This window comes from Pseudomonas uvaldensis (assembly GCF_021271205.1).
GTDB lineage: Bacteria > Pseudomonadota > Gammaproteobacteria > Pseudomonadales > Pseudomonadaceae > Aquipseudomonas > Aquipseudomonas uvaldensis.
The window spans coordinates 168,553-194,329 of sequence record NZ_JAIWKS010000011.1 but is presented as its reverse complement, the minus strand read 5'-3'; the positions used below and the strand labels follow the sequence as shown (position 1 = coordinate 194,329).

At 61.2% G+C, this 25,777-nt stretch carries 23 protein-coding genes; 18 read left to right on the top strand and 5 right to left on the bottom strand.

Going from position 1 to position 25,777, the window contains the following annotated elements:
* On the bottom strand, positions 1-471 hold a 471-nt coding region (locus tag LCU97_RS22725), incomplete at its 3' end, for an OprD family outer membrane porin (RefSeq protein WP_269803029.1).
* A 433-nt stretch (positions 472-904) separates the two neighbouring features.
* Between LCU97_RS22725 and LCU97_RS22720 the strand changes: the two genes are divergently transcribed.
* Together LCU97_RS22720 and LCU97_RS22715 are read left to right on the top strand one after the other, a co-directional pair.
* Complete coding sequence (locus tag LCU97_RS22720; RefSeq protein ID WP_232777839.1) at positions 905-2,389, top strand: helix-turn-helix transcriptional regulator; 1,485 nt, start codon at positions 905-907, stop codon at positions 2,387-2,389.
* Between the two features lie 240 nt (positions 2,390-2,629).
* Positions 2,630-2,878 carry a DUF1652 domain-containing protein gene (locus LCU97_RS22715; protein WP_053157332.1) on the top strand — a complete coding sequence of 83 codons (249 nt, stop codon included), beginning with the start codon at positions 2,630-2,632 and terminating at the stop codon, positions 2,876-2,878.
* Between the two features lie 3 nt (positions 2,879-2,881).
* Here the strand turns inward: LCU97_RS22715 and LCU97_RS22710 are convergent, their stop codons facing one another.
* Complete coding sequence (locus LCU97_RS22710; protein ID WP_053157328.1) at positions 2,882-4,267, bottom strand: sensor histidine kinase; 1,386 nt, start codon at positions 4,265-4,267, stop codon at positions 2,882-2,884.
* Positions 4,245-4,928, bottom strand: coding sequence for a response regulator transcription factor (locus LCU97_RS22705; RefSeq protein WP_053157325.1), 684 nt, complete (start codon positions 4,926-4,928; stop codon positions 4,245-4,247). Before LCU97_RS22705 ends, LCU97_RS22710 begins: the two co-directional genes overlap by 23 nt.
* A gap of 287 nt (positions 4,929-5,215) precedes the next feature.
* Here LCU97_RS22705 and hcnA point away from each other — a divergent pair, with 287 nt between their 5' ends.
* The 3 genes from hcnA to hcnC are packed head-to-tail and all read left to right on the top strand — an operon-like array spanning position 5,216 to position 8,212.
* Complete coding sequence (gene hcnA / locus LCU97_RS22700; RefSeq protein ID WP_053157323.1) at positions 5,216-5,539, top strand: cyanide-forming glycine dehydrogenase subunit HcnA; 324 nt, start codon at positions 5,216-5,218, stop codon at positions 5,537-5,539.
* Positions 5,536-6,945, top strand: a complete 1,410-nt coding sequence (gene hcnB, locus LCU97_RS22695; RefSeq protein WP_232777838.1) for a cyanide-forming glycine dehydrogenase subunit HcnB — start codon at positions 5,536-5,538, stop codon at positions 6,943-6,945. The genes hcnA and hcnB overlap by 4 nt, the downstream gene beginning before the upstream one ends.
* Positions 6,938-8,212 (top strand): cyanide-forming glycine dehydrogenase subunit HcnC, encoded by a 1,275-nt coding sequence (gene hcnC, locus LCU97_RS22690; RefSeq protein WP_232777837.1) that lies wholly within the window; start codon positions 6,938-6,940, stop codon positions 8,210-8,212. Before hcnB ends, hcnC begins: the two co-directional genes overlap by 8 nt.
* A gap of 187 nt (positions 8,213-8,399) precedes the next feature.
* On the opposite strand, the gene LCU97_RS22685 is transcribed toward hcnC, so the two are convergent.
* Positions 8,400-9,011, bottom strand: coding sequence for a glutathione S-transferase (locus LCU97_RS22685; protein ID WP_053157313.1), 612 nt, complete (start codon positions 9,009-9,011; stop codon positions 8,400-8,402).
* 32 nt (positions 9,012-9,043) lie between these two features.
* On the bottom strand, positions 9,044-9,958 hold the full coding sequence (locus tag LCU97_RS22680; RefSeq protein ID WP_232777836.1) for a MurR/RpiR family transcriptional regulator: 915 nt from the start codon (positions 9,956-9,958) through the stop codon (positions 9,044-9,046).
* Positions 9,959-10,272: 314 nt separating this feature from the next.
* On the opposite strand from LCU97_RS22680, the gene LCU97_RS22675 reads away from it, so the two are divergent.
* The 13 genes from LCU97_RS22675 to LCU97_RS22615 all read left to right on the top strand — a co-directional run bounded on the left by LCU97_RS22675 (position 10,273) and on the right by LCU97_RS22615 (position 25,699).
* Positions 10,273-12,210: a bifunctional 5-dehydro-2-deoxygluconokinase/5-dehydro-2-deoxyphosphogluconate aldolase gene (locus LCU97_RS22675; RefSeq protein ID WP_232777835.1), complete on the top strand. Its 1,938-nt coding sequence runs from the start codon at positions 10,273-10,275 to the stop codon at positions 12,208-12,210.
* 159 nt (positions 12,211-12,369) lie between these two features.
* Positions 12,370-13,263: a myo-inosose-2 dehydratase gene (gene iolE / locus LCU97_RS22670; protein WP_053157304.1), complete on the top strand. Its 894-nt coding sequence runs from the start codon at positions 12,370-12,372 to the stop codon at positions 13,261-13,263.
* On the top strand, positions 13,260-14,069 hold the full coding sequence (gene iolB / locus LCU97_RS22665; RefSeq protein ID WP_053157302.1) for a 5-deoxy-glucuronate isomerase: 810 nt from the start codon (positions 13,260-13,262) through the stop codon (positions 14,067-14,069). The genes iolE and iolB overlap by 4 nt, the downstream gene beginning before the upstream one ends.
* A gap of 39 nt (positions 14,070-14,108) precedes the next feature.
* On the top strand, positions 14,109-14,930 hold the full coding sequence (locus LCU97_RS22660; RefSeq protein ID WP_232777834.1) for a TIM barrel protein: 822 nt from the start codon (positions 14,109-14,111) through the stop codon (positions 14,928-14,930).
* A gap of 77 nt (positions 14,931-15,007) precedes the next feature.
* A complete protein-coding gene (gene iolD / locus LCU97_RS22655; RefSeq protein ID WP_232777833.1) occupies positions 15,008-16,939 on the top strand; it encodes a 3D-(3,5/4)-trihydroxycyclohexane-1,2-dione acylhydrolase (decyclizing) in 1,932 nt (643 codons plus the stop codon).
* A gap of 36 nt (positions 16,940-16,975) precedes the next feature.
* The gene (locus LCU97_RS22650; RefSeq protein WP_232777832.1) at positions 16,976-17,986 is read left to right on the top strand and encodes a Gfo/Idh/MocA family protein; all 1,011 of its coding nucleotides are present in this window, start codon (positions 16,976-16,978) and stop codon (positions 17,984-17,986) included.
* A gap of 43 nt (positions 17,987-18,029) precedes the next feature.
* Positions 18,030-19,082 carry a Gfo/Idh/MocA family protein gene (locus LCU97_RS22645; protein ID WP_232777831.1) on the top strand — a complete coding sequence of 351 codons (1,053 nt, stop codon included), beginning with the start codon at positions 18,030-18,032 and terminating at the stop codon, positions 19,080-19,082.
* Between the two features lie 138 nt (positions 19,083-19,220).
* Positions 19,221-19,364, top strand: coding sequence for a hypothetical protein (locus LCU97_RS22640; protein ID WP_172679662.1), 144 nt, complete (start codon positions 19,221-19,223; stop codon positions 19,362-19,364).
* Between the two features lie 52 nt (positions 19,365-19,416).
* Positions 19,417-20,343, top strand: coding sequence for a sugar ABC transporter substrate-binding protein (locus LCU97_RS22635; protein WP_232777830.1), 927 nt, complete (start codon positions 19,417-19,419; stop codon positions 20,341-20,343).
* 78 nt (positions 20,344-20,421) lie between these two features.
* Complete coding sequence (locus LCU97_RS22630) at positions 20,422-21,984, top strand: sugar ABC transporter ATP-binding protein (protein WP_053157285.1); 1,563 nt, start codon at positions 20,422-20,424, stop codon at positions 21,982-21,984.
* A 157-nt stretch (positions 21,985-22,141) separates the two neighbouring features.
* Positions 22,142-23,164, top strand: coding sequence for an ABC transporter permease (locus LCU97_RS22625; RefSeq protein ID WP_042731369.1), 1,023 nt, complete (start codon positions 22,142-22,144; stop codon positions 23,162-23,164).
* 341 nt (positions 23,165-23,505) lie between these two features.
* Entirely contained in the window at positions 23,506-23,910 is a 405-nt protein-coding gene (locus LCU97_RS22620; protein WP_024780047.1) for a TraR/DksA family transcriptional regulator, read from the top strand.
* A gap of 178 nt (positions 23,911-24,088) precedes the next feature.
* Positions 24,089-25,699, top strand: a complete 1,611-nt coding sequence (locus LCU97_RS22615; RefSeq protein WP_232777829.1) for a methyl-accepting chemotaxis protein — start codon at positions 24,089-24,091, stop codon at positions 25,697-25,699.
* The last annotated feature ends 78 nt before the right edge of the window (positions 25,700-25,777 follow it).

Sequence of the window (25,777 nt, the reverse complement as noted above, 5' to 3'; positions counted from 1 at the left end):
AGTGGAGGTGATCTGGCCGCCGCGGAAGGTCTGCGGCAGGGAGCGCCCATCGTCGGAACGCAGGATCGGCAGTACCGGCATCCATTCGCCGACCTTCAGTTCGGTCTTCGACACCTTGGCCTTGAGGGCGACGCCCAGGCGACCGAAGTCATCGGCCGGGCGGCCGTCATCGTGCACTGGCAGCAACTGAGTGCCGGCCGTGCCTTTACCACCGTCGAGCTTGACCGAGTACAGGCCCAGCACGTCCACGCCGAAACCCACCGTGCCCTGGGTGAAGCCGGACTTGGCGTCGAGGATGAAACTCTGGGTCCATTCCTCGGCCTTGCCCTGGGCATTGTTCGGGTTGGTGAAGTTGCGGTTGAAGTAAGCGTTGCGCAAGTTCAGCGTAGCTTTGGCATCATCGACGAAGCCTTCGGCCTGGGCGGTCAGGGGCAGCAATGCAGCCAGACTGCTGCAACCGAGAAGGGTCAGCGCGGGGGTGGATTTGAAGAAAGTACGGCGGTGTGGACGGTTGACGGGCGAAAAACGGACACGTGTACTCACTATGGCGCTCCCTTACTTTTTTGTTGTTTTTATTTGTCATACGTCGTCGTACAACATGGGCGAGATTATTTGTGGCCGGTGACTCGTTGTCAACTGGCCATTATTTGATTTTCAAACGAATAGCTACGTCGGGTAGCGGGAGGCTACCCGATTGCCGTGAGGGAGGGCTCGGTAAAGCCGCTGCGCTTAGGCCATCCGGTACGGTGGACAAGAAACTATTGTTTTTAAGTTATGCGATGACCGGTCTAATACATTAGTCGAAGGTCACTTTGGAACCCCGCGTCCGATGTTCTCCGCAGGGAACGCGTCGCTGGCAGGTAGGGTCGTAACCACCATGCGTTGCTGATCACATGGAGACCCAATGAACCAAGAAGTCCCCAACGCCGATACCAATCGTCGTCAGTTGTTGCAGATCATCGCCGGGCTGTCGGACGGAGTGATGCTGATCGGCGTCGACCAGACGATTGCCTGGGCCAATGAGGCCGCTTTGACCATGCACGGGGTCAAGGAACTCGACGAACTGGGTGGCAATGCCAAGGAGTACGCCCGGCGCTTCGCCTTGCGCTACCGCAACAACCACCCGCTTCCCGAGGACAACTATCCCATCGCCCGGGTGGCGCGTGGCGATGAGTTCAGCGACGTGCTGGTTGAAGTCACGCCCGAGGCCGAGCCGGATCGCACCTGGGTCCACCGCATCCGCAGCATGGTCCTGAACGACCGTGGCGGCGAGCCGGAATATCTGGTGCTGATCCTCAGCGATGCCACCGATTGGGCCAGTGCCGAACAACGTTTCGAAAAAACCTTTGCTGCCAATCCGGCACCGGCGGTGATCTGCCGCCTCAGTGACCTGCGCTATATCAAGGTCAACCAGGGCTTCCTGGAGATGACCGGCTACAGTCGTGACCAGGTGATCGGTCGTTCCGTGTACGAATTGGACGTGCTCGAAGCCGCGGAAAAACGTGACCTGGCCATCGAGCGCCTGGGGCAGGGCGCGACCATCCCGCAAATGCAGGCTGAACTGAGGCTGCCCGACGGCGGCAGCAAGCAGGTGATCGTCGCCGGCCAGCCATTGGACTTGCAGGACGAGAACTGCATGTTGTTTTCCTTCATGGATATGGAGCCGCGCCGCAAGGCCGAGACTGCGTTACGCCAGAGCGAAGAACGCTTCGCCAAATCATTCCGTCTGTCCCCGGTGCCTACCCTGGTATGCAGCGCTGAACAACAGTTGTTGGAAATCAACGAGGCATTTCTACGGACCACCGGTTACGCCAGTGAGGAGTTGCTGGGCAAGACCGTGGAGGAAATCGGCTTTATCGACAACGAAGCCAGCGCCACGCTGTTTGCCAGGCTGGAAGACGCCGCTGCCGTGTCGAGGCTCGATGTCAAGGTGCAGAAGAAGGGCGGTGAACTCATCGATTGTGAAGTGGCCGCCGATACGGTGCAGATCCAGGACAAGCCCTGCTACCTGCTGGTGCTGATGAATATCACCGAACGCAAGCGCTCGGAGTTGGAACTGGTGTCAGCCATTGAAGAGGTCATGAAGGACGCCTCCTGGTTCAGTCGGACCCTGATTGAAAAACTGGCGAATGTGAAAAGCATTAACGCACCGGTACCCAGCGTATCGTTCACCGAACTGACGGCTCGGGAGCGTGATGTGCTGGGGTTGATCTGCCAGGGCCTGGCCGATAAGGAAATCGCCTCGCGCTTGAAATTGGCGCCCAATACCGTACGCAATCATGTGGCGACGCTATATTCGAAGCTGGACGTCCACAGCCGCAGCGAGGCGATCGTCTGGGCGCGGGAGCGTGGTCTGTTTGCCAATGAATGGCGGATGAAGGCGCCATGATAGCCAGTGCAAATGCACCGGTTGCGCTGGTGCAAATACGGGTTTTACCGGTGCACCGGGTTCCTTAGGCTGTTCTGCGTGCGACGTCGCGGGTGACGTCGCGTCCCTACGAAACAGTCAAGGAATACGCACATGTGCAACAAGCCAATCAAAAGCGGGATCGACAGGACGTCCAAGGGGGGCGGAAGGCCAGTTCTGTATACCGTTCTGTCACGCCTCCAGGCCTGAAGGGTGCAGCGCATGACTCATCTGGCTCCCTTGCGCCTGCGCCTTGAAGAAAACTTTTCGCCACTGGCCTGTGAATGCAGTCTCAATGGCGACGGCACGCTCACCGTACGCCTTTACCACCGGGAAAGCGGTGAAGTCGACCTGGTGGTGAGTGGGATGAGTGTCGATAGCGTCCGATCGGAAGAGAGCATTGCAAAGCTCATCGACGAGTTGCGTTATGAGTTGGAGAACACTCCGCTGCATCGCGGCGATCCCGCCTGATCGTTACAGCAGCGTAGCCCGGCAATCGAGTGCCAACCGCGCTCCGCCCTGTTCGCTGCTGTTCACCTCCAGTGTAAACCCATGCAAATTGACAATCGCCGCGACGATGGACAGGCCCAGGCCGAACCCACCGTGCTGGCTGCTGCCCTCGGCACGGTAGAAACGACGGAACACCGCCTGGCGCTCCGCCTCCGGGATACCGGGGCCGGAGTCGAGTACCTCGATGAGGGTACTGTCGCCCTGGTCGACACCGCGCAGGATCACCACACCTCCTGGCGGTGTGAACTTGATGGAGTTGCTCAGCAGGTTCGATACCGCTTCGAACAGCAACGCCCGGTCACCATTGAGCAGGGGCAGGCTGTCGGGCACCTCTAGACTGAAGGCCAGCTCCCGCTCTTCGGCCACGGGCAAATAGAAATCGTGTAGTTCCTGCAATAGTTGCAGGGGGTCGAGGCGTACGAATCCCGAGCGGCGCTGCTGGTCTTCCAGTTCGGAGATGCGCAGCAGCCCGCGAAACCGAGCCATCAGGGTATCGGTCTCGGCAATCACCTGATCCATCTGCATGGCTTCGGGTGAGCCTTCCTCGGCTTCCTGCTGTATGCGATAAAGCTGGGCGCGCAGACGGGTGAGCGGCGTGCGCAGATCATGGGCGATGTTGTCGCATACACCCTTGACCTCATTCATCAGGCGCTCGATGCGATCGAGCATGGCATTGACGATCGCCGCCAGCATGTCCAGTTCATCGCGTCGGCTCGACAGCGGAAGACGATGGGTGAGGTCGCCCGCCACGATGGCCTCGGCACTGGCTTGCAGCTTGCGGATACGCTGCAGCGGTCGGCGCCGCAACAGATGCCAGCCGGCGAGACCCGGCAGGATGGTCAGCGAGACCCCCCATAGCAGCGCACGCAGAATGATGTGCGTGACCGCGAAGAGCGAACCGTTGTCCCGCGCCAACACTAGCCAGCGCCCGTCCTGGGTCCGGGTCGCCACTGCGTCGCAACTGTCGGAAGGCACGTCCGGAGCATCGTAGTCGCCACAGCTGCCCAGCATGTGGATCTTGCCATCGAGGGGGAGGTCGACGGGAATCCGCTGGATCGGCCCGCTCAGATGCCGCAATTGCGGATCGAACAGGCCATAGGCATCGACCCCGCGCTCGTCCAGGGTCAGGCTGGCCATGAGTGCATCTTCCAGCTGATCGGCTCGGATATGGGCGAACAGATGCTGACGCTGCATCATGGAATGTCGGGCCAGGCTGTCGAGGTAGCCGAACACTTCGTAGTACATCACCCCCATCAGCAAGGCGCTCCATATCACGAACAGCGCACTGTACAGCGCCAGCAGGCGACTGCTGGAGGAGCGCCAGCCCTTAGCGGGGTTCAGCAATGACATAGCCGGAACCTCGAACCGTGCGAATCAGGGGTTCCAGGCCCGGTGGGTCGATTTTCTTGCGCAGACGGCCGATGTGGACATCGATCAGATTGGTGCCGGGATCGAAGTGATAACCCCAGACTTCTTCGAAAATCATCATGCGCGACAGGATCTGCCCGCTGTTGCGCATCAGGAATTCCAACAGCTTGTATTCGGTGGGCAACAGGCTGAGCAACTGCCCGTTGCGACTGGCTTCGCGGCTGATCAGGTTCAGCTCCAGATCGGCCACTCGCAACGCGGTTTCTGTCTCCTGGGCGCTATTGCTACGGCGCAGCAATACTTCGACACGGGCAGCCATCTCGTCGGTGGCGAAGGGTTTGGTCAGGTAGTCGTCACCGCCGGCCCGCAGGCCACGTACCCGCTCATCCACATCGGACAGGGCACTGATCATGAGAATGGGCGTCGCCACGCCCATGTCGCGCAACGTAGTGACGATGACCAGGCCGTCGAGCTCGGGCAGCATGCGGTCAAGGGTAATCAGGTCGTAGTCGCCGCTTACCGCACGCTCCAGACCCTCGCGGCCGTTGTCGACCCAATCGACACTCAGGCCGTTGCGGGTCAGCTCGGCGACGATTTCACGGGCGGTCACGGCGTCGTCTTCGATGGTCAGGATGCGGTTCATGGGCGATACCAGGTTGGAAATTGATGCCATTGCGCAACATTCTGCCAAATATTACCTGTCGGCTTTCTGAAAAAAAGTTCATCGAGCCGGCAAGCGGTTTCACTGGCCTGGGTCAACACTTGGTCACAAATAATCCATAACATGATTTTCGCCCGCACTATCATGTTGCATCGGTTGCCCTGCTTTGGCGCGTTGATCCAGGCACCGACGCACACCGGTGATGGTGTGCTGCAAGGAGCGGAGACCTCACGGGTCCTTCAATGAAAACATCAAGGAAGAGCAGCATCATGCAGCCTCAAGACCCTCTACGTCGAAAATTCGATATCCAGCCGTTGGCAAGGGCCGACATGACGGTGTGCCTGGATGGGCGGACCGTCGACGCCGCCCATGGCGAAACCGTTCTCACGGTCATCCAGTCCCTGGGCCAGCGCCAGGTGGCTCGCAACGACCATCATCAGATCAGCGGCGCATATTGCGGCATGGGTGTGTGCCAGTGCTGCCTGGTCAAGATCGACGGGCGCCACAAGCGCCGCGCCTGCCAGACCCGGGTGCGTCCCGGCATGCAGATCGAAACCCGGACCAACCGCATTGCCGAAACGGAGGCGCCATGAGTCTCGATCCCGTGATCGTTGGCGGTGGACCGGCGGGAATGGCCGCGGCCATCGAGCTGGCCGCCCATGGAGTGCGCTGCACCTTGCTCGAAGAGGCGCCGCGCCTGGGTGGCGTGGTGTACCGTGGGCCGTTGCGCGACGGCGTGAGCCTGGACTACCTGGGGCCACGCTATAGCGAAGCCTTGGGTAAACTCCATGGCGAGTTCCATCGGTATGCCGGTCTGATCGACGTCCGGCTCGAGAGCCGGGTCATTGGCGCCGAAGGGGTTCGGGCGCTGATGCTGCTGGATGCCGAAGAGCGGGTACGGGAGATCACCTATTCCCACCTGGTGCTGGCGGCCGGTTGCCATGAGCGCAGTGTGCCGTTTCCCGGCTGGACACTCCCCGGGGTGATGCTGCTGGGGGGGCTGCAGCTGCAGATCAAGAGTGGTGTAGTCAAGCCGCCAAGCCCCGTGGTGATCGCGGGCACCGGCCCGTTGCTGCCGCTGGTGGCCTGTCAGCTGCATGCGGCGGGCGTGGCGGTGGCCGGCGTCTACGAGGCATGTGCATTTGGCAGGATCGCCAGGGAAAGCCTGGCCCTGCTGAACAAGCCACAGCTGTTTCTCGACGGCTTGAGCATGCTGGGATACCTCAAGCTGCACCGTATTGCCGTGCATTATGGCTGGGGCGTGGTGCGGGCCGATGGTGAGGATGAATTGAGCTGCGTCACCGTCGCTCCCTATTCCAGCGACTGGGAGCCCGACCTGACCCGTGCCGAACAGGTACCGGCCCAGACACTGGCGGTCGGCTACGGCTTCATTCCGCGCACCCAGTTGAGCCAGCAGATGGGCCTGGAGCATGGCTTCAGCGACGACGGCTATCTGAGGGCGGTGTCCGACGCCTGGCAACAGAGCAGCGAGGCCCATATCCACCTGGCCGGCGACATGGGCGGGATCCGTGGCGGTGAAGCCGCCATGCTGAGCGGACGCATCGCCGCCCTGTCGATTCTGATGCAGGGCAACGTGATCGATTCCCGCGTCGCCCTCGAACGCCGCGAGCGATACCAGGCGCAGTTGGACCGTATCGTTCGTTTCCGCGCCGCCGTGGATCGTTATACCCGCCGCGGTGCGGGGCAGACCGCATTGCCCTCCGCCGATACGGTGATCTGCCGTTGCGAGCATGCGACCCGTGCCGATATCGATCGGGCGTTGGAGCAGGGCGTGCAAGACATGGCCAGCCTGAAAATGCGCACCCGCGTGAGCATGGGCGACTGCCAGGGGCGGATGTGCGTCGGTTATTGCAGCGACCGGCTGCGCGAAGCCACCGGTCGCGCGGATGTCGGTTGGCTGCGACCGCGCTTTCCCATCGATCCTGTCCCTTTTTCCGCATTCGTCAATGTAGGCCAGGAGGGCGTACAGCATGATTGAGCATCAGTACCTCAAGGAATATGACGTCGTCATCGCCGGCGGCGGTGTAATCGGGGCTTCCTGCGCCTATCAGTTGTCCAAGCGCAAGGAGCTGAAAATCGCCCTGATCGATGCCAAGCGTCCGGGCAATGCCACCCGGGCATCCGCCGGAGGCCTGTGGGCCATCGGCGAATCCGTGGGGCTGGGTTGCGGGGTGATTTTCTTTCGCATGATGTCGGCCAATCGCAAGCGTAAGGCCCAGGGCGCCGCCGTGGCGGTGGACGCCAGTACGCCGCACATCCTGCCCCAGTCGTTCTTCGACTTCGCCTTGCAGTCCAACGCGATGTACCCCCAGCTGCACAGGGAACTGATCGACAATCACGGCATGGATTTCAAGTTCGAGCAGACCGGGCTCAAATTCGTGATCTATGACGACGAGGACCGCTTGTACGCCGAACATATCGTCGCCTGTATTCCCCATCTGGCCGATCAAGTGCGCTGGCTGGACCAGGCCGCCCTACGCGAGGCCGAACCGAGTGTCAGTCATGAGGCGAGGGGAGCGTTGGAGTTCCTGTGCGACCATCAGGTCAGTCCGTTCCGCCTGGCGGATGCCTATACCGAAGGTGCCCGGCAGAACGGCGTCGACATGTTCTTCAATACCAATGTCACGGAGGTTCTGCGCAAGGGGGCGCGGGTCACGGGGGTGAAAACCGCCGAGGCGGGCACTTTCGGCTGCAGGACGCTGATCAACGCCGCCGGCGCCTGGGCGGCAGACCTGAGCGAGCAGGCTACTGGCGTGCGGATTCCGGTCAAACCGGTCAAAGGCCAGATCCTGTTGACCGAACGCATGCCGAAAATTCTCAACGGCTGCCTGACCACCAGCGACTGCTATGTGGCGCAGAAAGACAACGGCGAAATCCTGATCGGCAGCACCACCGAGGACAAAGGCTTCGACGTGACCACCACCTACCCGGAGATCGAAGGGCTGGTGCAGGGAGCCGTGCGATGCATCCCGCAACTGGCCGACATCAATCTCAAGCGGACCTGGGCCGGTTTGCGTCCTGGCTCTCCCGATGAGTTGCCGATCCTGGGGCCGATGCGAGGCGTGGAGGGATACCTCAATGCCTGCGGACATTTCCGCACCGGCATCCTGACCTCGGCGATCACCGGGGTGCTGCTGGACAAACTGGTGAACAACGAGCCATTACCGCTGGACATCACCCCGTTCCTGGCGGATCGGTTCGAGGTGGTGCCGGCTGCCGAACCGAAGGAAATGGCGTTGGCCTGAGCGGTCCCGGGATTTGGGGTGATTACACCTTCTGGGGCATTCGAACACCTGTGGGAGCAAGGCTTGCCCGCGATAGCGGCGGTGCGGACAACAACACCGCCAACTGATCCACCGCTATCGCGGGCAAGCCTTGCTCCCACAGGGAGACTATGGTGAATACAGGTTTGCGGTCATCCTGAAACAAACGCTACTCCATCGGCGTACTGACAAACGCTTCCAGCCCCTCGGCATACGCCGTGAACGCACTGATCAACGGGAAGGGCTTGCCCTGCACCTGGTCAGGTACCACAAGATTTGTGAAGCTCCAGGCCACTGCTACGGTAATGCCGGCTTGATCGATTGAGCCATCGCAGGCCAGGGGTTGTTTCTGTAGTTCCTGCTCCAGCGCGGTATAGGCCGCCAGTAGTTGGCCTTGAACGCGTTCGAGCCACGGCGCGTGTTGAATGTCCGCCGGCCGCAGAGTGCGTTCGTAGTAGATCTGTACCGATTTTTCGCACGCCGCGAGTGCCAGTCCGATCAGGCGAAGTGACTGTGTCCGTTGCCCGAGATCGTTCGGCATCAGGCTTTTGCCCGGTGCGGCCAGCGCCTCCAGATAGTCGATGATCAACGTCGAATCCATCAGGACCGTGCCATCGTCGAGCACCATTGTGGGCGCCTTGACCACCGGGTTGATGCTGTGGAACTGCTCGAAATGCCTGAACACCGAAACCGACGCGTGTTCGAGAGAAATACCCAGGCATTTGGCGGAAATGGCGACGCGTCGCACATAAGGCGAGTCCAGCATACCGATCAGTTTCATGGCTTTTCCTTCAGCAATTAATGAAGCGCAGATTAATCCTCGAATCCTGCTTGCTCATGGATCTCATCGACCTTGAGCTCCAGTCGGTAGGCCACGGCGATGAACAGAGCCTGGCACAGGCAAAGGGTGGCGCTCAGCGAACGGAAGGCGAACGAGCTGCCTTCGTTGACCAGCAACACCGTGTTGGCCCGTTTTGCCAGGGGGGACAGGTTGCTGTCGGTGATGATCAGCGTCTTGGCCTGATGATGCTGGGCGATACGCAGGCAGTGTTGGGTTTCCTTGCCATAGGGCGTAAAGCTGATGGCGATCACCAGGTCGTTGGCCCGTACGCTGCGCATTTGCTCGCGATAACTGCCCCCCAGCCCGGACACCAGGTGTATGCGTTTGTTGGTGTGTTGCAGGTTGTAGACCAGATAATCGGCCACCGCAAAAGACCGCCGTACGCCCACGACATAAATGTTGTCGGCATTGACCACCAGGTCCACGGCCTTGTCGAACGCCTGGTCATCCAGTTCAAGCCCCAGTCGCTCGATGCCCGATAGCGTGGCGCTGATGCATTCACGTGCCAGGTCGCCGCCGCTGGCTTTTTGCGACTTGTTGGCGATCATGCTGCGGATGCGCTGTTGGTAGTTCTGTACCGGAGTGGCCTTGTGGGTGTAGGCCTCGCGGAACAACGCCTGCATTTCACTGAAACCGCTGAACCCGAAGCGTTGGGAAAAGCGCACGATGGCCGAGGGGTGCACTTCGCACTCGCGGGCAATGTCACTGATGCGGTCGACCATGATCCGGTCGCTCTGCTGGCTCATGTAGCTGGCGATGCGTTTGAGTTGGCGCGGCAGGCTTTCGTATTCTTCGGTGATCAGTTGCAACAGACGCTCGGCGTTGATCGGTGGGCTTGAGGGGGCGGACGCGCGCTCGGACGGCTCCGTCAGATCGGGGCGGGTCATAGGAAATCCTTCTGGCTTGTTCTTGTAGGGCGGTCCGGTAACAGGCCGGCCCTCGGCAACGGGTTGGCTGGTTGCAGTCTACAGCGTAGGCGCACGGAAAATAATGAGCGCGGCGAGTCACGTTTACGTGCTGAAACGATGCACTGCGCCCGACCCGGTTCGTCGCGCAGTGTATTGGAAAAAATATTCTACATAAAAAATTTATAGAATATTTGTTGATTCAAGCCCGTGGCTCGTTTTAGTCTGCATTCACCAAATGCGTTGGCGCCGCTCTCGGCAGCGATCGCAGGCTGATAAAAATAACAGGAGCCAGCATGGGCCAGACTCGTTTTGCCAGTGGGCGTCAATTGGATGTGATTTGTCTGGGACGCCTGGGTGTCGACCTGTACGCGCAGCAAGTCGGGGCGCGGCTGGAAGATGTCTCAAGCTTCGCCAAATACCTGGGCGGGTCTTCGGCCAACATCGCGTTCGGCACAGCTCGGCTCGGGCTCAGGTCAGCCATGCTGAGCCGCGTGGGGGACGACCACATGGGCCGCTTCCTGGTGGAGTCCCTGGCACGTGAGGGCTGCGATGTCAGCGGCATCAAGGTCGACCCGGAACGTCTCACCGCCATGGTCCTGCTGGGTATCAAGGACCGCGAAACCTTTCCCCTGGTGTTCTATCGGGAAAACTGCGCCGACATGGCGCTGCGCGCCGAAGACATTGACGAAGCCTTCATCGCCTCCGGCAAATCCCTGTTGATCACCGGCACTCATTTCTCGACCGAAAGCGTCTACAAGGCCAGCATCCAGGCGCTGGACCATGCTGAAAAACACAACGTCAAACGCATCCTGGACATCGACTATCGGCCAGTGCTTTGGGGGCTGACCGGCAAGGCCGATGGGCAAACCCGTTTCGTCGCCGACCAGACCGTCAGCCGCCATGTGCAAGGCATCCTGTCGCGTTTCGACCTGATCGTCGGCACCGAAGAAGAATTCCTGATTGCCGGTGGCAGCACGGACCTGCTGGCAGCACTGCGCACCGTACGGTCTCTGACGACCGCGACCCTGGTGGTCAAGCTCGGCCCGCAGGGATGTACGGTGATCCATGGTGCTATCCCGGATCGACTGGAAGACGGTGCGATTTATCCGGGGGTCCGGGTAGAAGTCTTGAACGTCCTGGGCGCGGGTGACGCGTTCATGTCGGGCTTTCTCGCCGGTTGGCTGGAGGACGCTGACGATGCGCGCTGCTGCCAACTGGCCAACGCCTGCGGGGGCCTGGTGGTGTCGCGCCATGCCTGTGCCCCGGCAATGCCGACCCGGGCCGAGCTCGATTACCTGTTCAACAGTCCGGTGCCGATCACGCGGCCGGACCAGGACGTTGCGTTGCAGCGCTTGCATCAGGTCAGCGTGCCTCGCAAAACCTGGAAGCAGCTGTTCATCTTCGCCTTCGACCATCGCGGTCAACTGGTGGAGCTGGCTCAAAAGGGTGATCGGGACCTGAGCAGCATCGGCGAACTCAAGCAACTGTTCATCCAGGCGGTGGAGCGGGTCGAAGCCGATCTGCGACATCAGGGCATCGAGGCCGATGTCGGATTGTTGGCCGACCAGCGTTTCGGCCAGGACTCGCTCAATGCCGCCACCGGCCGTGGCTGGTGGGTGGCGCGACCGGTGGAGATGCAGGGGTCGCGACCGTTGGCGTTCGAGCATGGGCGTTCCATTGGCAGCAACCTGATCGCCTGGCCTGTCGAGCAGATCATCAAGTGCCTGGTGCAGTACCACCCCGACGACGAACCGCTGCTGCGCCTGGAGCAGGAGGCCCAGTTGATGGGGCTGTACAAGGCATCTCAGGTCAGCGGCCATGAATTGCTGCTGGAGGTCATTCCACCCAAGGATCATCCATCACCGCACCCGGATGTGCTGTATCGGGCCATCAAGCGCCTCTATAACCTGGGTATCTTCCCGGCCTGGTGGAAAATCGAAGCCCAGACCGCGCAGGAGTGGAAGCAGCTCGATGAGTTGATCCAGCAACGTGACCCGTACTGCCGAGGCGTGGTCTTGCTGGGCCTCAATGCCCCGGCGGCGGCACTGGCAGAAGGTTTTCGCCAGGCCAGCCAGAGCACGACGTGCCGGGGTTTTGCGGTCGGACGCACGATTTTCCAGGAACCGAGCCGGGCTTGGCTCGCCGGGGAAATCGATGACGAAACGCTGATCGGGCAGGTGCAGGGCACTTTTGTGGAGTTGATCGATGCGTGGCGTGCGGCCCGGGCGTGACAGCCTATGACATTCAGATGTGGGAGCGGGCTTGCTCGCGAAGACGGCGGTACCAGTCAACTTCGATACCGCCTGACACACCGCTTTCGCGAGCAAGCCCTCTCCCACAAGGACTCAGCGTCGTTTTACTGATCTGTAAAAACAATAAAAGGTGCAGCCATGCCCGCTATTCGAATTGGCATCAACCCGATTTCCTGGAGCAATGACGACTTGCCATCGTTGGGTGGCGAGACGCCCCTGAGCACGGCGCTGAGCGAAGGCAAGGCCATCGGCTATGAAGGTTTCGAACTCAACGGCAAGTTTCCCAAGGACGCCAAGGGTGTCGGCGATGTGCTGCGGCCCTACGACCTTGCCCTCGTTTCCGGCTGGTATTCCAGTCGTCTGGCCCGGCGTTCGGCGGCTGAGGAAATCGATGCCATCGCCAGCCATGTCGAGTTGCTGGCGCAGAACGGGGCGACCGTGCTGGTGTACGGCGAGGTCGCCGATTCCATTCAGGGCCAGCGGATTGCTCTGGTCGAGCGGCCGCGTTTTCACACCGACGAAGCCTGGCAGACCTACGCCGACAAATTGACCGAACTGGCCCGCTTCACGTTGTCCCGAGGCGTGCGCCTGGCGTATCACCACCACATGGGGGCCTATGTGGAATCGCCCTCGGACATTGACAAACTCATGGCCCTGACCGGTAGCGAAGTCGGCCTGCTGTTCGATTCGGGCCACTGCTACATGGGGGGCGGCGAGCCCTTGCAGGTGTTGCGCAAGCACATCGAGCGAGTCTGCCATGTGCACTTCAAGGACGTGCGCAAACCGGTGGTGCAACTGGCGCGCAACAATCTCTGGAGTTTCCCGGACTGCATCATCAACGGCACCTTCACCGTGCCGGGGGATGGCGATATCGACTTCGCCGCGTTGCTGGACGTCCTGCTGGCCGCTGATTATCAGGGCTGGCTGGTGGTGGAGGCCGAACAGGATCCCGCCGTCGCACCGAGCTATGTCTACGCCAAGAAAGGCTACGACACCCTGCGTGCCTTGCTGCAAGAGAGGGCGATGGCATGAGCCTGTTGATCAAGAGCCAATCCGGCGGTCGGACCCTGGTCGAACTGCCCCGTGGAGAGCTGGAATACGTCGGATTTTGCGCCTACCGCCTGAGTCTCGGTGAAAACCTGTCGGTGGCGGCCGGTGACAAGGAGCTGTGTCTGGTGCTGCTCAGCGGTCGCATCCGCCTCAAGGGGGAGGCGCCGGGGCAGGGGGCTTTCGATTGGGACAACCTTGGTGATCGCCAGTCGGTGTTCGAGGACAAATCGCCGTACGCCGCTTACCTTCCGCCCGGCAGCCAGGCCCAGGTAACCGCCTTGAGCGACGTGCAACTGGCGGTGTGCGCGGCGCCGGGCTCCAGTGAAAACGAATACGGCCCGCGGCTGATCCGCCCGGACAGCATGAAGCGCAGCGTGCGGGGCAAGGGCGCCAACACCCGATACATCTGCGATATTTTGCCGGACAGCGAGCCCGCCCATTCGCTGCTGGTCGTGGAGGTGCGCACCCCGTCGGGCCATTCCTCAAGCTATCCGCCCCACAAGCACGACACCGACGACCTGCCGCACCAGAGCTTCCTGGAAGAAACCTATTATCACCAGGTCAACCCGTCCCAGGGTTTCGTGTTCCAGCGGGTCTACACCGACGATCGCAGCATCGACCAGGCCATGGCCGTGGAGAACAACGATCTGGTAGTGGTTCCCAAGGGCTATCACCCGGTCAGCGTGCCCTATGGGTACGAGTCCTATTACCTGAACGTCATGGCCGGACCGAAGCGCGTCTGGCAGTTCCATAACGACCCGCAGCACAGTTGGCTGCTGGACCTCTGATGCTCCATAGCCTGTTGCAACAATGCCGGAGGAATAACAATGAACAAGCCCCTGCGTTTTGCCCTGAACCGAATGGTTGCCCCACGCTTGCCACTGCCCGATTTCATCGACCTGGCCCTGGCCTTGAAAACCGATGCCATCGAAATCCGCAACGACCTCAAAGGCGTGGAAATCGAGAACGGCATGCCGCCCGCTCGCGTGCGCGAATTGTGCGGGGCCCGGGGCATCAAGGTGTTGTCGATCAACGCCCTGTACCCCTTCGATGTGTGGAACGAAGACCGCAGGGCCCAGGCCGTGAGGCTGGCCGACTACGCCCGCGAATGCGGTGCCGAGGCCGTGGTGATGTGTCCGCTCAACGATCGTGCCGATCCCCGCAGCGAGGCCGAGCGCGCGGCGGGGCTGCGTACGGCGCTCAGTGAACTGGCGCCTGTTCTGCGGGCCTTTGGTGTCTATGGTTTCATCGAGCCCCTGGGTTTCGAGGAGTGCTCGCTACGGCTCAAGCGCACAGCGGTGGACACCATCGAGGCCATCGGTGGGCTGGATGTGTTCCGCCTGGTGCATGACACCTTTCACCATCACTTGGCGGGCGAGCGGCAGCTCTTTCCCGAACTGACCGGGCTGGTGCACATCTCCGGCGTCGAAGATGCCCAGGCGCCCCTGGCAACGATTCGCGACGGCCATCGGGTGCTGGTGGGCGAGGGCGACATCCTGGGTAATGCCCAGCAGATCGAGGCGTTGCGGGCCGGTGGGTATGAAGGCTACTTGTCCTTCGAACCGTTCGCCGAGAGCGTTCATGAACTGGCCGATATTCGCCAGGCGCTGGGGGCGAGTATGAGTCACCTGCAGAACCTGCAGGCATGACATCACTATCAAGATGAGGGAACGGCTCTGTGGGATTCAGCCAGCAGCCAGATTTGCATTCCAGACAAGGTGCACGCATGTCCACAACACGACTGACCATGGCCCAGGCCCTGGTGAAATTCCTCGATAACCAGTACGTCGAGGTCGATGGGGTCCAGAGCAAGTTTATCGCTGGGGTCTTCACCATTTTCGGCCACGGCAATGTGCTGGGCCTGGGACAGGCGCTGGAGCAGGACAGCGGCGACCTGTTGGTGCATCAGGGCCGCAACGAGCAGGGCATGGCCCACGCGGCCATCGGTTTCGCCAAGCAGCACCTGCGCCGCAAGATTTACGCCTGTACTTCATCGGTCGGCCCTGGCGCGGCGAACATGCTGACTGCCGCGGCCACCGCGACGGCCAATCGCATCCCCTTGCTGCTGTTGCCCGGCGATGTCTACGCCAGCCGCCAGCCGGACCCGGTGCTGCAACAGATCGAGCAATTCCATGACCTGAGCATCAGCACCAACGACGCATTCAAGGCGGTGAGCAAATACTGGGACCGCATCAACCGTCCCGAGCAACTGATGACCGCCGCGATCCATGCCATGCGCGTGCTCACCGATCCGGCCGAAACCGGCGCGGTGACCCTGGCGCTGCCCCAGGATGTGCAAGCCGAAGCCTACGATTACCCGGATTACTTCCTGCAAAAACGCGTGCATCGCATCGACCGACGTCCGACCACCGACGCGATGCTCGGTGATGCCCTGGCGTTGCTCAAGGGCAAGCGTCGGCCCTTGATCATCTGTGGTGGCGGCGTGCGTTACTCCGGTGCCAATGCTGCGCTGCAAGCCTTTGCCGAGCGCTTTGACATTCCGTTCGCCGAAACCCAGGCCGGCAAGAGCGCGGTGGTGTCCAGCCATCCGCTTAACGTGGGCGGCGTCGGCGAAACCGGTTGCCTGGCGGCGAACCGGTTGGCCAAGGAAGCGGACCTGATCATCGGTATCGGCACCCGTTACAGCGATTTCACCACCGGTTCCAAGTGGCTGTTCCAGCATCCGGATGTGCAGTTTCTCAATCTGAATATCAGCCCGTGCGATGCTTTGAAACTGGACGGCGTGCAACTGCTGGCCGACGCCCGAGCGGGCCTGGAGGCGCTGTCCGCCGCGCTGGGCGACTACCGTGCCGAATGGGGCGGGGGGATCGCCGATGCCAAGGCGCAATTGGATGCCGAGGTGGATCGGGTCTTCCAGGCGGATTATCAAATCCAGGATTTCATTCCGGAAATCAACGACGGCATGGACCCGGCGGTGTTCCGTGAGTACATCGAGCTCACCGGCTCATGCCTGACCCAGAGCCGCGTGCTGGGTACCCTCAATGAAGTCCTGGCCGATGATGCGATCATCGTTGCCGCCGCCGGTAGCTTGCCCGGCGACTTGCAACGCAGCTGGCGCAGCAAGGGCGTGAACACCTATCACTTGGAGTACGGTTATTCGTGCATGGGCTATGAGGTGAACGCAGCGTTGGGCGTGAAGCTCGCCGAGCCCGACAAAGAGGTCTATGCGTTAGTGGGCGATGGCTCCTACATGATGTTGCACTCGGAGCTGGCGACCTCGATCCAGGAGCGACGCAAGATCAATGTGGTGCTGCTGGATAACATGGCATTCGGCTGCATCAACAACCTGCAGATGGGCAACGGCATGGACAGCTTCGGCACTGAGTTCCGCTTCCGCAACCCGGACAGCGGCAAGCTGGATGGCGCTTTCGTACCGGTGGATTTCGCCATGAGCGCGGCGGCCTACGGTTGCAAGACCTACAAGGTGAAAAATCTGGAAGAACTGTACGCAGCCCTGGCCGATGCGCGGCTGCAAACGGTCTCGACCCTGATCGACATCAAGGTGCTGCCCAAAACCATGATCCACGGCTATCTGTCGTGGTGGCGGGTCGGCGTGGCACAAGTCTCCACCAGCGCTCGCACCGATGCCGCCGCTAAAACCCTGAACGAAAGACTGGCACAGGCCCGTCAGTATTGATTGCCCCCACCGAACAACACGAACAAGGAGTTGCACATGTCTTTGAAGCTGGGCGTCATTGGCACCGGGGCCATTGGCCAGGACCATATCCGTCGTTGCAGCCAGGCGTTGCTCCACAGCCAGGTGGTAGCAGTGACCGATATCAACCTCGCTCAGGCGGCGAAGGTGGTGGCCGATCTGAACCTGACGGCCGAGGTGTATCCCGACGGCCACGCCTTGATCAAGGCGCCAGAGGTGGAGGCGATTCTGGTTACGTCCTGGGGGCCGAGCCACGAGGCGTTCGTGCTGGCGGCGATCGCCGCCGGCAAACCGGTGTTCTGTGAAAAACCCCTGGCGGTCACGGCCGAAGGCTGCCGTCGGATCGTCGAGGCTGAGGAGGCTCACGGCAAGCGGCTGGTGCAGGTCGGCTTCATGCGCCCGTACGATGAAGGCTACCGGGCGCTCAAATCAGTGATCGACAGCGGCCAGATCGGCGAACCGTTGATGCTGCATTGTGCCCACCGTAACCCCCGCGTGGGGGAAAACTACAAGACCGACATGGCGATCACCGACACCTTGATCCATGAACTGGACGTGTTGCGTTGGCTGCTGGCCGATGACTACGTGTCGGTACAAGTGGTGTTCCCGCGCAAGAGCAGCAAGGCCCTGACTCATCTGCGGGACCCGCAGATCGTCTTGCTGGAAACCACCAGGGGCACGCGCATCGACGTCGAGGTGTTCGTCAACTGCCAGTACGGCTATGACATCCAATGCGAAGTGGTGGGGGAAACCGGCATCGCCAAGCTGCCGGAGCCTCCCCAGGTCCAACTGCGCAGCGGTGCCAAGCTGTCCAACGCCATCCTGATGGACTGGAAGGATCGGTTCATCGCTGCCTATGACGTCGAGTTGCAGGCCTTCATCGACGGCGTGCGCGCCGGTCAGGTAGGCGGCCCGTCGGCCTGGGATGGCTTTGCCGCGGCGGTGGCGGCCGATGCCTGCATCGAAGCACAGCAGAGCGGGCAAATAGTCAGGATCGAGCTGCCTGAACGCCCGCGGTTCTACGACTAGCCCACAGGGGGTGTGTTCATTCAGTGAGTCATAAGGAGCTTGCATGCGAATCGGACTAGTGGGCTACGGCAAGGGCGGGCGGTTTTTTCATGCGCCGCTGATCAGCAGTTTGCCGGGGACGACGTTCGTGGGCGTGGTGACCCGGTCCGTCGAGCGGCGCCGGCAATTGGCGGCGGAGCATCCGGGCGCAAAGGCGTTTGACACACTGGAACAATTGGTGGCGGCCGGCGTCGATGCGGTGGTGGTGTCCACCCCATTGGACGGGCGCCCGGCTGTGGTGATGGAGGCCATCGAACGTGGCGTCGCGGTGGTCAGCGACAAGCCGTTCGCCGCCGATGCCCTGCAAGCCCAAGCCCTCGTCGTGGCAGCCGAGCGGAACAAGGTTCCGTTGAGTGTGTACCAGAATCGCCGCTGGGACTCGGACTTCCTGACCGTGCGCAAGCTCCTGGATTCCGGGGTGTTGGGGCAGATCAGTCGATTCGAGTCCAGTGTCGAGCGCTATTCGCCCGCGTCGGTCGGTAAGGGCAGCGGTGGCGGATTCCTTCGCGATCTGGGTAGCCATTTGGTGGACCAGGCGCTGCAACTGTTCGGACCGGTGGTGCGGGTTTACGGCGAGCTGGAGTACCGTGAACCCGGCCAGGTGTTTGACAACGGCTTCTTCATGTCATTGGTCCACGTCAGCGGTGTGGTGTCCCACTTGAGCGGCAGCTGCGTGCAGAACGCACCGCGCCCGCGATTTCGGGTCAGCGGCAGCGAGGGCTGCTATACCGTCGAAGGTCTCGACGGGCAGGAGGCCCAGGCGTTGGCCGGGTTGAGCCCGGCGACGGAAGGTGAACGCTGGGGCGCTGAGGAACATCGGCGTTGGGGCTGGTTCGAACATGGCACCGAGCGTGAGCGAGTGGCGTCGGAGCGGGGTTGCTGGATCGAGTTCTACCGTCGCCTGCAAACCGCATTGCAGGGTGCCGGCCCGCTGCCAGTCGAGGCTCGTGATGCTTTGGCGACCACCCGAATCCTCGACGCCGCCCGACAGAGCGCCGAACAGGGCCAGGTGGTGGTGTTGTCCGCACCGGTCGGTCATGGAATGAAAAACGAATAAAATTCTAAAACAAGTTGATATGGAAAAAATTTTCCAATAGAGTCATTTCCAGGTTACCGACATCCTTTTCCTTCCCGTACCAGCTTGCATCCACGGTAAGGAATTAAACAAAAACAAGAAACACTGCAGGTACCGTCGATGAAAACCTTCAGCCGTTTTACCTTTCAGTTGTTCCGCCTGTCCGCGATCCTTCCTCTGTTCGAGTCCCTGTGCATCCAGCGCAAGGGCGCCGTGGTGTGTTGCATGCCCGGCGCGCCCATCGTGTGCTTGCCCCGTTCCTGAACCGCCACGCCTTATCCATAAAAACCAACAAGAATGTGGAGAAAGACCGTTCATGAAGACCAAGACCCGTATCGCCTCGCTGGCCCTGTCGTTGATGCTTGCCAGCGGCGCAGCCCTGGCGGACCTCAAGATCGGCGTCAGCATGTCCCAGTTCGATGACACCTGGCTGACCTACCTGCGCGAATCCATGGACAAGAAGGCCAAATCCATGCCGGAGGGTGTCACGCTGCAATTCGAGGACGCCCGCAGCGACGTGGTCAAGCAACTGAGTCAGGTGGAAAGCTTCGTCAGCCAGAAGGTCGACGCCATCATCGTCAACCCAGTGGACACCGCCGCCACTGCACGCATAACCAAGGCTGCCGTGGCCGCCGGTATTCCGCTGGTCTACGTCAACCGCCGGCCAGATGACCTGAAACTGCCCGCAGGCGTGGTGACCGTTGCCTCCGATGACCTGGAAGCCGGCCGGATGCAGATGCAATACCTGGCCGACAAGATGGGCGGCAAGGGCGATATCGTGATTCTGCTGGGCGACCTGGCTAATAACTCCACCACCAACCGCACCAAGGGCGTCAAGGAGGTGCTGGCCAAGTACCCCGACATCAAGATCGAGCAGGAGCAGACCGGCACCTGGTTGCGGGATAAGGGCATGACCCTGGTCAACGACTGGCTGACCCAGGGACGTGAGTTCCAGGCTGTGGTCGCTAATAACGATGAGATGGCGATTGGTGCGGCCATGGCCCTCAAACAGGCGGGCACCCAGAAGGGCAGCGTGTTGATCGCTGGTGTTGACGGCACACCGGACGGCCTGAATGCGATCAAGAAGGGCGACATGACCGTCTCGGTGTTTCAGGATGCCAAGGGCCAGGCCGATGGCTCGATCGATACAGCGGTGAAAATGGTCAAGAAGCAGCCGGTGGAGCCGGCCGTATGGGTGCCGTATCGCCTGATCACGCCGGAGAATGTCGACCAGTTCAAGTAACGTCCACGAGCCCAGGCCCAATCACAATAATCAGCAGGCAAGGTCGCCACGCCGATCTTGCCGAGGGAGTACCTGATCATGTTCGCCTCAGCGACTGCTTCGAGCGCCCCGGCACCGATAGCCCGACCGGACGCATCACCCGACGAGCCGTACCTGTTGGAAGTTGTGAATGTCAGCAAAGGCTTTCCCGGCGTGGTGGCCCTGTCCGACGTGCAATTGCGGGTGCGTCCCGGCTCCGTGCTGGCCTTGATGGGGGAAAACGGCGCGGGCAAATCCACCCTGATGAAGATCATCGCCGGTATTTACCAGCCGGATGCCGGCGAGTTGCGCCTGCGGGGTAAGCCGGTGTCGTTCGACACGCCCCTGGCCGCGTTGCAGGCCGGCATCGCGATGATCCACCAGGAACTGAATCTCATGCCCCACATGAGCATCGCCGAGAACATCTGGATCGGTCGCGAGCAGCTCAATGGCCTGCATATGATCGATCACAGGGAAATGCATCGCTGCACTGCCAGGCTGCTGGAGCGCCTGCGCATCAACCTCGACCCCGAGGAACAGGTGGGCAACCTGAGCATTGCCGAGCGGCAGATGGTGGAAATTGCCAAGGCCGTGTCCTACGACTCCGACATTCTGATCATGGACGAACCGACCTCAGCCATCACCGAAACGGAAGTCGCCCATTTGTTCTCGATCATTGCCGACCTCAAGGCCCAGGGTAAGGGCATCATCTACATCACCCACAAGATGAACGAAGTGTTCGCCATCGCCGATGAAGTGGCGGTGTTCCGCGATGGCGCCTACATCGGTCTGCAACGGGCCGACAGCATGGACGGCGACAGCCTGATCTCGATGATGGTCGGGCGTGAACTGAGCCAACTGTTTCCGGAGCGGGAAAAACCCATCGGCGAGCGCTTGTTGTCGGTGCGCGACCTGAGCCTGGAAGGTGTTTTCAAGGACGTGTCCTTCGATTTGCACGCCGGGGAAATCCTGGGGATCGCCGGGTTGATGGGGTCGGGTCGGACCAACGTGGCCGAGGCGATCTTCGGTGTGACGCCCGCTACCGGTGGTGAAATCCTGCTCGACGGCCAACCGGTGCGCATTACCGACCCGCACATGGCTATCGAGAAAGGGTTCGCGCTGTTGACCGAGGACCGCAAGCTCAGCGGCCTGTTCCCGTGCCTGTCGGTGCTGGAAAACATGGAAATGGCGGTGTTGCCTCATTACGTCGGCAACGGCTTCATCCAACAGAAAGCCTTGCGCGCCCTGTGCGAGGACATGTGCAAAAAATTGAGGGTCAAGACGCCCTCGCTGGAGCAATGCATCGATACCCTCTCCGGCGGCAACCAGCAGAAGGCGCTGCTGGCCCGCTGGCTGATGACCAACCCACGCATTCTGATCCTCGATGAGCCGACCCGCGGCATCGATGTCGGCGCCAAGGCCGAGATCTATCGGCTCATTGCCTACCTCGCCAGCGAGGGCATGGCGGTCATCATGATTTCTTCGGAGTTGCCCGAGGTGCTGGGCATGAGCGATCGGGTGCTGGTCATGCACGAAGGCGATCAGATGGGCATCCTCGACCGTGACGAAGCGACCCAGGAGCGGGTCATGCAACTGGCCTCGGGTTTGTCCGTGGTCCATTAGGCTTTGTACAAAAAGTGCCTGAGCAACGGTCATGCTGCGTTGAAAACAGCTCGCCTTGCCTGATCGCCGCTCGGCGACTTTTCGTACAAACCCTCGCGATCAAACGAATCGACAGCGATCCCCGCGCCGTCGACACGCAATAAAAAGGTGAGTGGCTATGAACGCGATACTGGAGAACAAACCTGCGGCGGCGCCGGCCAGGACGCGCCGGCGGTTGCCGACGGAGCTGAGTATCTTCCTGGTGCTGATCGGCATCGGCCTGGTGTTCGAACTGTTTGGCTGGATCATGCGCGACCAGAGCTTCCTGATGAATTCCCAGCGCCTGGTATTGATGATCCTGCAAGTGTCGATCATCGGTCTGCTGGCCATCGGCGTGACCCAGGTCATTATCACCACGGGTATCGACCTGTCGTCCGGCTCGGTGCTGGCGCTGTCGGCGATGATCGCCGCCAGCCTTGCCCAGACGTCGGACTTCGCCCGGGCGGTGTTTCCTTCCCTGACCGATCTGCCGGCCTGGATTCCGGTGGTGGCGGGGTTGGGCGTCGGGTTGTTGGCTGGCGCAATCAACGGCAGCATCATCGCGATCACCGGCATTCCACCTTTTATCGCCACCCTTGGCATGATGGTCTCGGCCCGCGGGCTGGCGCGTTATTACACCGAAGGCCAACCGGTGAGCATGCTGTCGGATTCCTACACTGCCATCGGCCATGGCGCCATGCCGGTGATCATCTTTCTGGTGGTGGCGGTGATCTTTCACATTGCCCTGCGCTACACCAAGTACGGTAAATACACCTACGCCATCGGCGGCAACATGCAGGCGGCGCGGACTTCGGGGATCAACGTCAAGCGTCACCTGGTAATCGTCTACAGCATTGCCGGGCTGCTGGCGGGGTTGGCCGGTGTGGTCGCCTCGGCTCGGGCCGCCACAGGACAGGCTGGCATGGGCATGTCCTATGAGCTGGATGCGATTGCCGCGGCGGTTATCGGCGGCACCAGTCTGGCGGGTGGGGTGGGGCGTATCACCGGTACGGTGATCGGGGCGCTGATCCTGGGCGTCATGGCCAGCGGCTTCACTTTCGTCGGTGTCGATGCCTACATCCAGGACATCATCAAGGGTCTGATCATTGTCGTGGCGGTGGTGATCGACCAGTACCGCAACAAACGCAAACTCAAGCGCTGATCCTCGAAGGGTTGCGACAAAGCGCCACGCCTGACCCGCGTGGCGTTGCCATTTGTCTTCTTAATACAGCCACGGCACCGAATTTCTTGTTATAAACGCACTCCGATGATCGCCAGACGTCTGTCAGACGGTTTTTAAAGGGGTTGTCGGACATTTTCCCTATGTTTTCAGTTGCTGAGGCCTCCACTCGGCCTTAGACTGCCGCCCCTCGTAAATTGAGTGCCGGGTGGCGCTGCAATAAACGGCGCCTTTCCCGATGAGCGTGGCAGCTTGGGCTTTGCATGAAAAGTCGCGGGACGCTCCATAATTCGCCTTAATGCACGTTTTTTATAGAGAAATCAATGACAAAGGAAAAGTTGCTGGCCATGCCGGCGGATGACTACATGAACGCCGAGCAGCTGGCTTTCTTCACCAAGCTGTTGCAGAACATGAAAGTCGAAACCCACGAGCGCATCGAACAGAACCGAATCGCCATTGAAAGCCTGGACTCCCCGGCCGACCCCGCGGACGCTGCATCCGTAGAAGAAGAGCGTACCTGGCTGGTCAACGCCATCGACCGTGACCAGCGCATGCTGCCCCAGTTGGAGCAGGCCCTGGATCGCATCAACGACGAAAGCTTCGGCTGGTGCGACGACAGCGGCGAGCCGATTGGTCTCAAGCGCCTGCTCATCAGCCCGACCACCAAGTACTGCATCGAAGCCCAGGAACGTCACGAGCAGATCGACAAGCACCAGCGTCAGGCCTGATTCTCCGGCAAAAAGATCGCAACCTGGGGCAACCGCTGCCCAAGATTGCGATCTTTTTGTGTTTTTCTCTCCCGGCTAACGTTGATCTACTGCAAAAAACACGACTAATGGACCATGGATAATGGCTCGGTAGTGGCGTTTAATGCAGGCATAACAACGAGAAGTGTGGGTGACGAACATGGCGACAGACGGATCTCTGGCGGGTGCGGTGCCTTCCTCGGTGCCTGAGACACAACGTACGGCGCGCTGGCTGACGCCGACCTTGCAAAGTCTGGCGTTGACCCTGCTGCTGTGCGGCATGGCGCTGGGCGGATGGTCGCTGTACCTGGCCCTGCCGCTGGTGATGCTGATCGTCTGGTTGCCGCGCCTGCGCTCGCGTCTGACCACCGCGCCTGAAACGGTGGCTGACGCCGATGCCCTGGCCGGGCTGACCCGTGACCTGTCCTATACCACCAGCCACAACGCCTTGTCGGCGGCCGGTGTCGCCTATTCGGTCAAGCAACTGGCCGGCAGGGTCCAGTCGCAGCTCGATGCCGCCGCCCAAATTGTCAGCAACGCCGAAGCGATGATCGCCACCGAGCAGGCCACCTCGCAACTCAGTCAGCAGGCCCTGGGCGCCGCCAGCGAGGCCCATCGCAGCAGCGTGGCGGGTCGTAGCGAGTTGGTGGAATCCATCAGCCGCATGCACCAGCTCAGCCAGCGCGCAAACGACAGCCGCGAGCTAATCGAGGCGTTGAGCGTGCGCAGCGATGAGATCCAGCGAGTTACCCTGGTGATCCAGTCCATCGCCAGCCAGACCAATCTGCTGGCGCTGAACGCCGCCATCGAGGCCGCACGGGCCGGCGAGCATGGCCGAGGATTCGCGGTGGTGGCCGATGAGGTGCGGGGCCTTGCCGGTCGTACAGCCGCGGCGACCGGGGAAGTCGGGGTCATGGTCGCGGATATCCAGCAACGCACCGCCCAGGTGGTCGAGCAGATCCGTCAATTGGCCGGTGATCTGGACAGTGGCGTCCAGCAGGTCGAGCACACCGGACAGCACCTGGAAAACATCGCCCGGCTCGCCGCCGGTGTCGAGAATCAGGTCGGCGCCATCGCCCAGGGCACCGACACCAATCGCGAACAACTCGACAGCCTGTTCCATGCCATCGAGCAGATGCGCAGCGACCTTTGCGTCAGCGACCAGCAAACCCTCCGCCTGGCCGAGGCGGCGGTGCAGATGGAAGGCCAGGCCGAAACCATCAGCGAACGCCTGGCCGAAGTGGGGCTCGATGATTATCACCAGCGGGTCTACGATCTGGCAAAGGAAGGAGCCGGCCAGATCGCCGCACAATTCGAGGAGGACATCGACCAGGGCCGCATCAGCCTGGACGACCTGTTCGATCGTAATTACCAGCCCATCCCCAACACCCAGCCGGCCAAATACCAGACCCGTTTCGACCGTTACACCGATCAGGTCCTGCCGGCCATCCAGGAGCCGCTGCTCGCACGGCACGAGGGCCTGGTGTTTGCCATCGCCTGCACCCAACAGGGCTACGTGCCGACGCACAACAAGGTTTTCAGCCAGCCGCTGACCGGCGATCCCCAGGTGGATACGCTGAACAACCGCACCAAGCGCAAGTTTTCCGACCGCACCGGCATACGGTGTGGCAGCCACCAACAGCCCGTCTTATTGCAGACCTACACCCGTGACACCGGCGAGCTGATGCACGATTTGTCCGTACCGATCATGATCAAGGGACGCCATTGGGGCGGGCTGCGACTGGGTTACAAACCCGAGAAACCACGATAACGCACCGAACACTGGAAAACGCAGAACCCTGTGGCGAGGGAGCAATCTCCCTGCCACACAGGCCGGTTTTACGTTCAA

What these genes read in the sequence shown, in the direction of transcription:
- LCU97_RS22720 (WP_232777839.1), top strand. Translation starts at nt 905, where the DNA reads ATGAACCAAGAAGTCCCCAACGCCGATACCAATCGTCGTCAGTTGTTG.
- LCU97_RS22715 (WP_053157332.1), top strand. Translation starts at nt 2,630, where the DNA reads ATGACTCATCTGGCTCCCTTGCGCCTGCGCCTTGAAGAAAACTTTTCG.
- LCU97_RS22710 (WP_053157328.1), bottom strand. Translation starts at nt 4,267, where the DNA reads ATGTCATTGCTGAACCCCGCTAAGGGCTGGCGCTCCTCCAGCAGTCGC.
- LCU97_RS22705 (WP_053157325.1), bottom strand. Translation starts at nt 4,928, where the DNA reads ATGAACCGCATCCTGACCATCGAAGACGACGCCGTGACCGCCCGTGAA.
- hcnA (WP_053157323.1), top strand. Translation starts at nt 5,216, where the DNA reads ATGCAGCCTCAAGACCCTCTACGTCGAAAATTCGATATCCAGCCGTTG.
- hcnB (WP_232777838.1), top strand. Translation starts at nt 5,536, where the DNA reads ATGAGTCTCGATCCCGTGATCGTTGGCGGTGGACCGGCGGGAATGGCC.
- hcnC (WP_232777837.1), top strand. Translation starts at nt 6,938, where the DNA reads ATGATTGAGCATCAGTACCTCAAGGAATATGACGTCGTCATCGCCGGC.
- LCU97_RS22685 (WP_053157313.1), bottom strand. Translation starts at nt 9,011, where the DNA reads ATGAAACTGATCGGTATGCTGGACTCGCCTTATGTGCGACGCGTCGCC.
- LCU97_RS22680 (WP_232777836.1), bottom strand. Translation starts at nt 9,958, where the DNA reads ATGACCCGCCCCGATCTGACGGAGCCGTCCGAGCGCGCGTCCGCCCCC.
- LCU97_RS22675 (WP_232777835.1), top strand. Translation starts at nt 10,273, where the DNA reads ATGGGCCAGACTCGTTTTGCCAGTGGGCGTCAATTGGATGTGATTTGT.
- iolE (WP_053157304.1), top strand. Translation starts at nt 12,370, where the DNA reads ATGCCCGCTATTCGAATTGGCATCAACCCGATTTCCTGGAGCAATGAC.
- iolB (WP_053157302.1), top strand. Translation starts at nt 13,260, where the DNA reads ATGAGCCTGTTGATCAAGAGCCAATCCGGCGGTCGGACCCTGGTCGAA.
- LCU97_RS22660 (WP_232777834.1), top strand. Translation starts at nt 14,109, where the DNA reads ATGAACAAGCCCCTGCGTTTTGCCCTGAACCGAATGGTTGCCCCACGC.
- iolD (WP_232777833.1), top strand. Translation starts at nt 15,008, where the DNA reads ATGTCCACAACACGACTGACCATGGCCCAGGCCCTGGTGAAATTCCTC.
- LCU97_RS22650 (WP_232777832.1), top strand. Translation starts at nt 16,976, where the DNA reads ATGTCTTTGAAGCTGGGCGTCATTGGCACCGGGGCCATTGGCCAGGAC.
- LCU97_RS22645 (WP_232777831.1), top strand. Translation starts at nt 18,030, where the DNA reads ATGCGAATCGGACTAGTGGGCTACGGCAAGGGCGGGCGGTTTTTTCAT.
- LCU97_RS22640 (WP_172679662.1), top strand. Translation starts at nt 19,221, where the DNA reads ATGAAAACCTTCAGCCGTTTTACCTTTCAGTTGTTCCGCCTGTCCGCG.
- LCU97_RS22635 (WP_232777830.1), top strand. Translation starts at nt 19,417, where the DNA reads ATGAAGACCAAGACCCGTATCGCCTCGCTGGCCCTGTCGTTGATGCTT.
- LCU97_RS22630 (WP_053157285.1), top strand. Translation starts at nt 20,422, where the DNA reads ATGTTCGCCTCAGCGACTGCTTCGAGCGCCCCGGCACCGATAGCCCGA.
- LCU97_RS22625 (WP_042731369.1), top strand. Translation starts at nt 22,142, where the DNA reads ATGAACGCGATACTGGAGAACAAACCTGCGGCGGCGCCGGCCAGGACG.
- LCU97_RS22620 (WP_024780047.1), top strand. Translation starts at nt 23,506, where the DNA reads ATGACAAAGGAAAAGTTGCTGGCCATGCCGGCGGATGACTACATGAAC.
- LCU97_RS22615 (WP_232777829.1), top strand. Translation starts at nt 24,089, where the DNA reads ATGGCGACAGACGGATCTCTGGCGGGTGCGGTGCCTTCCTCGGTGCCT.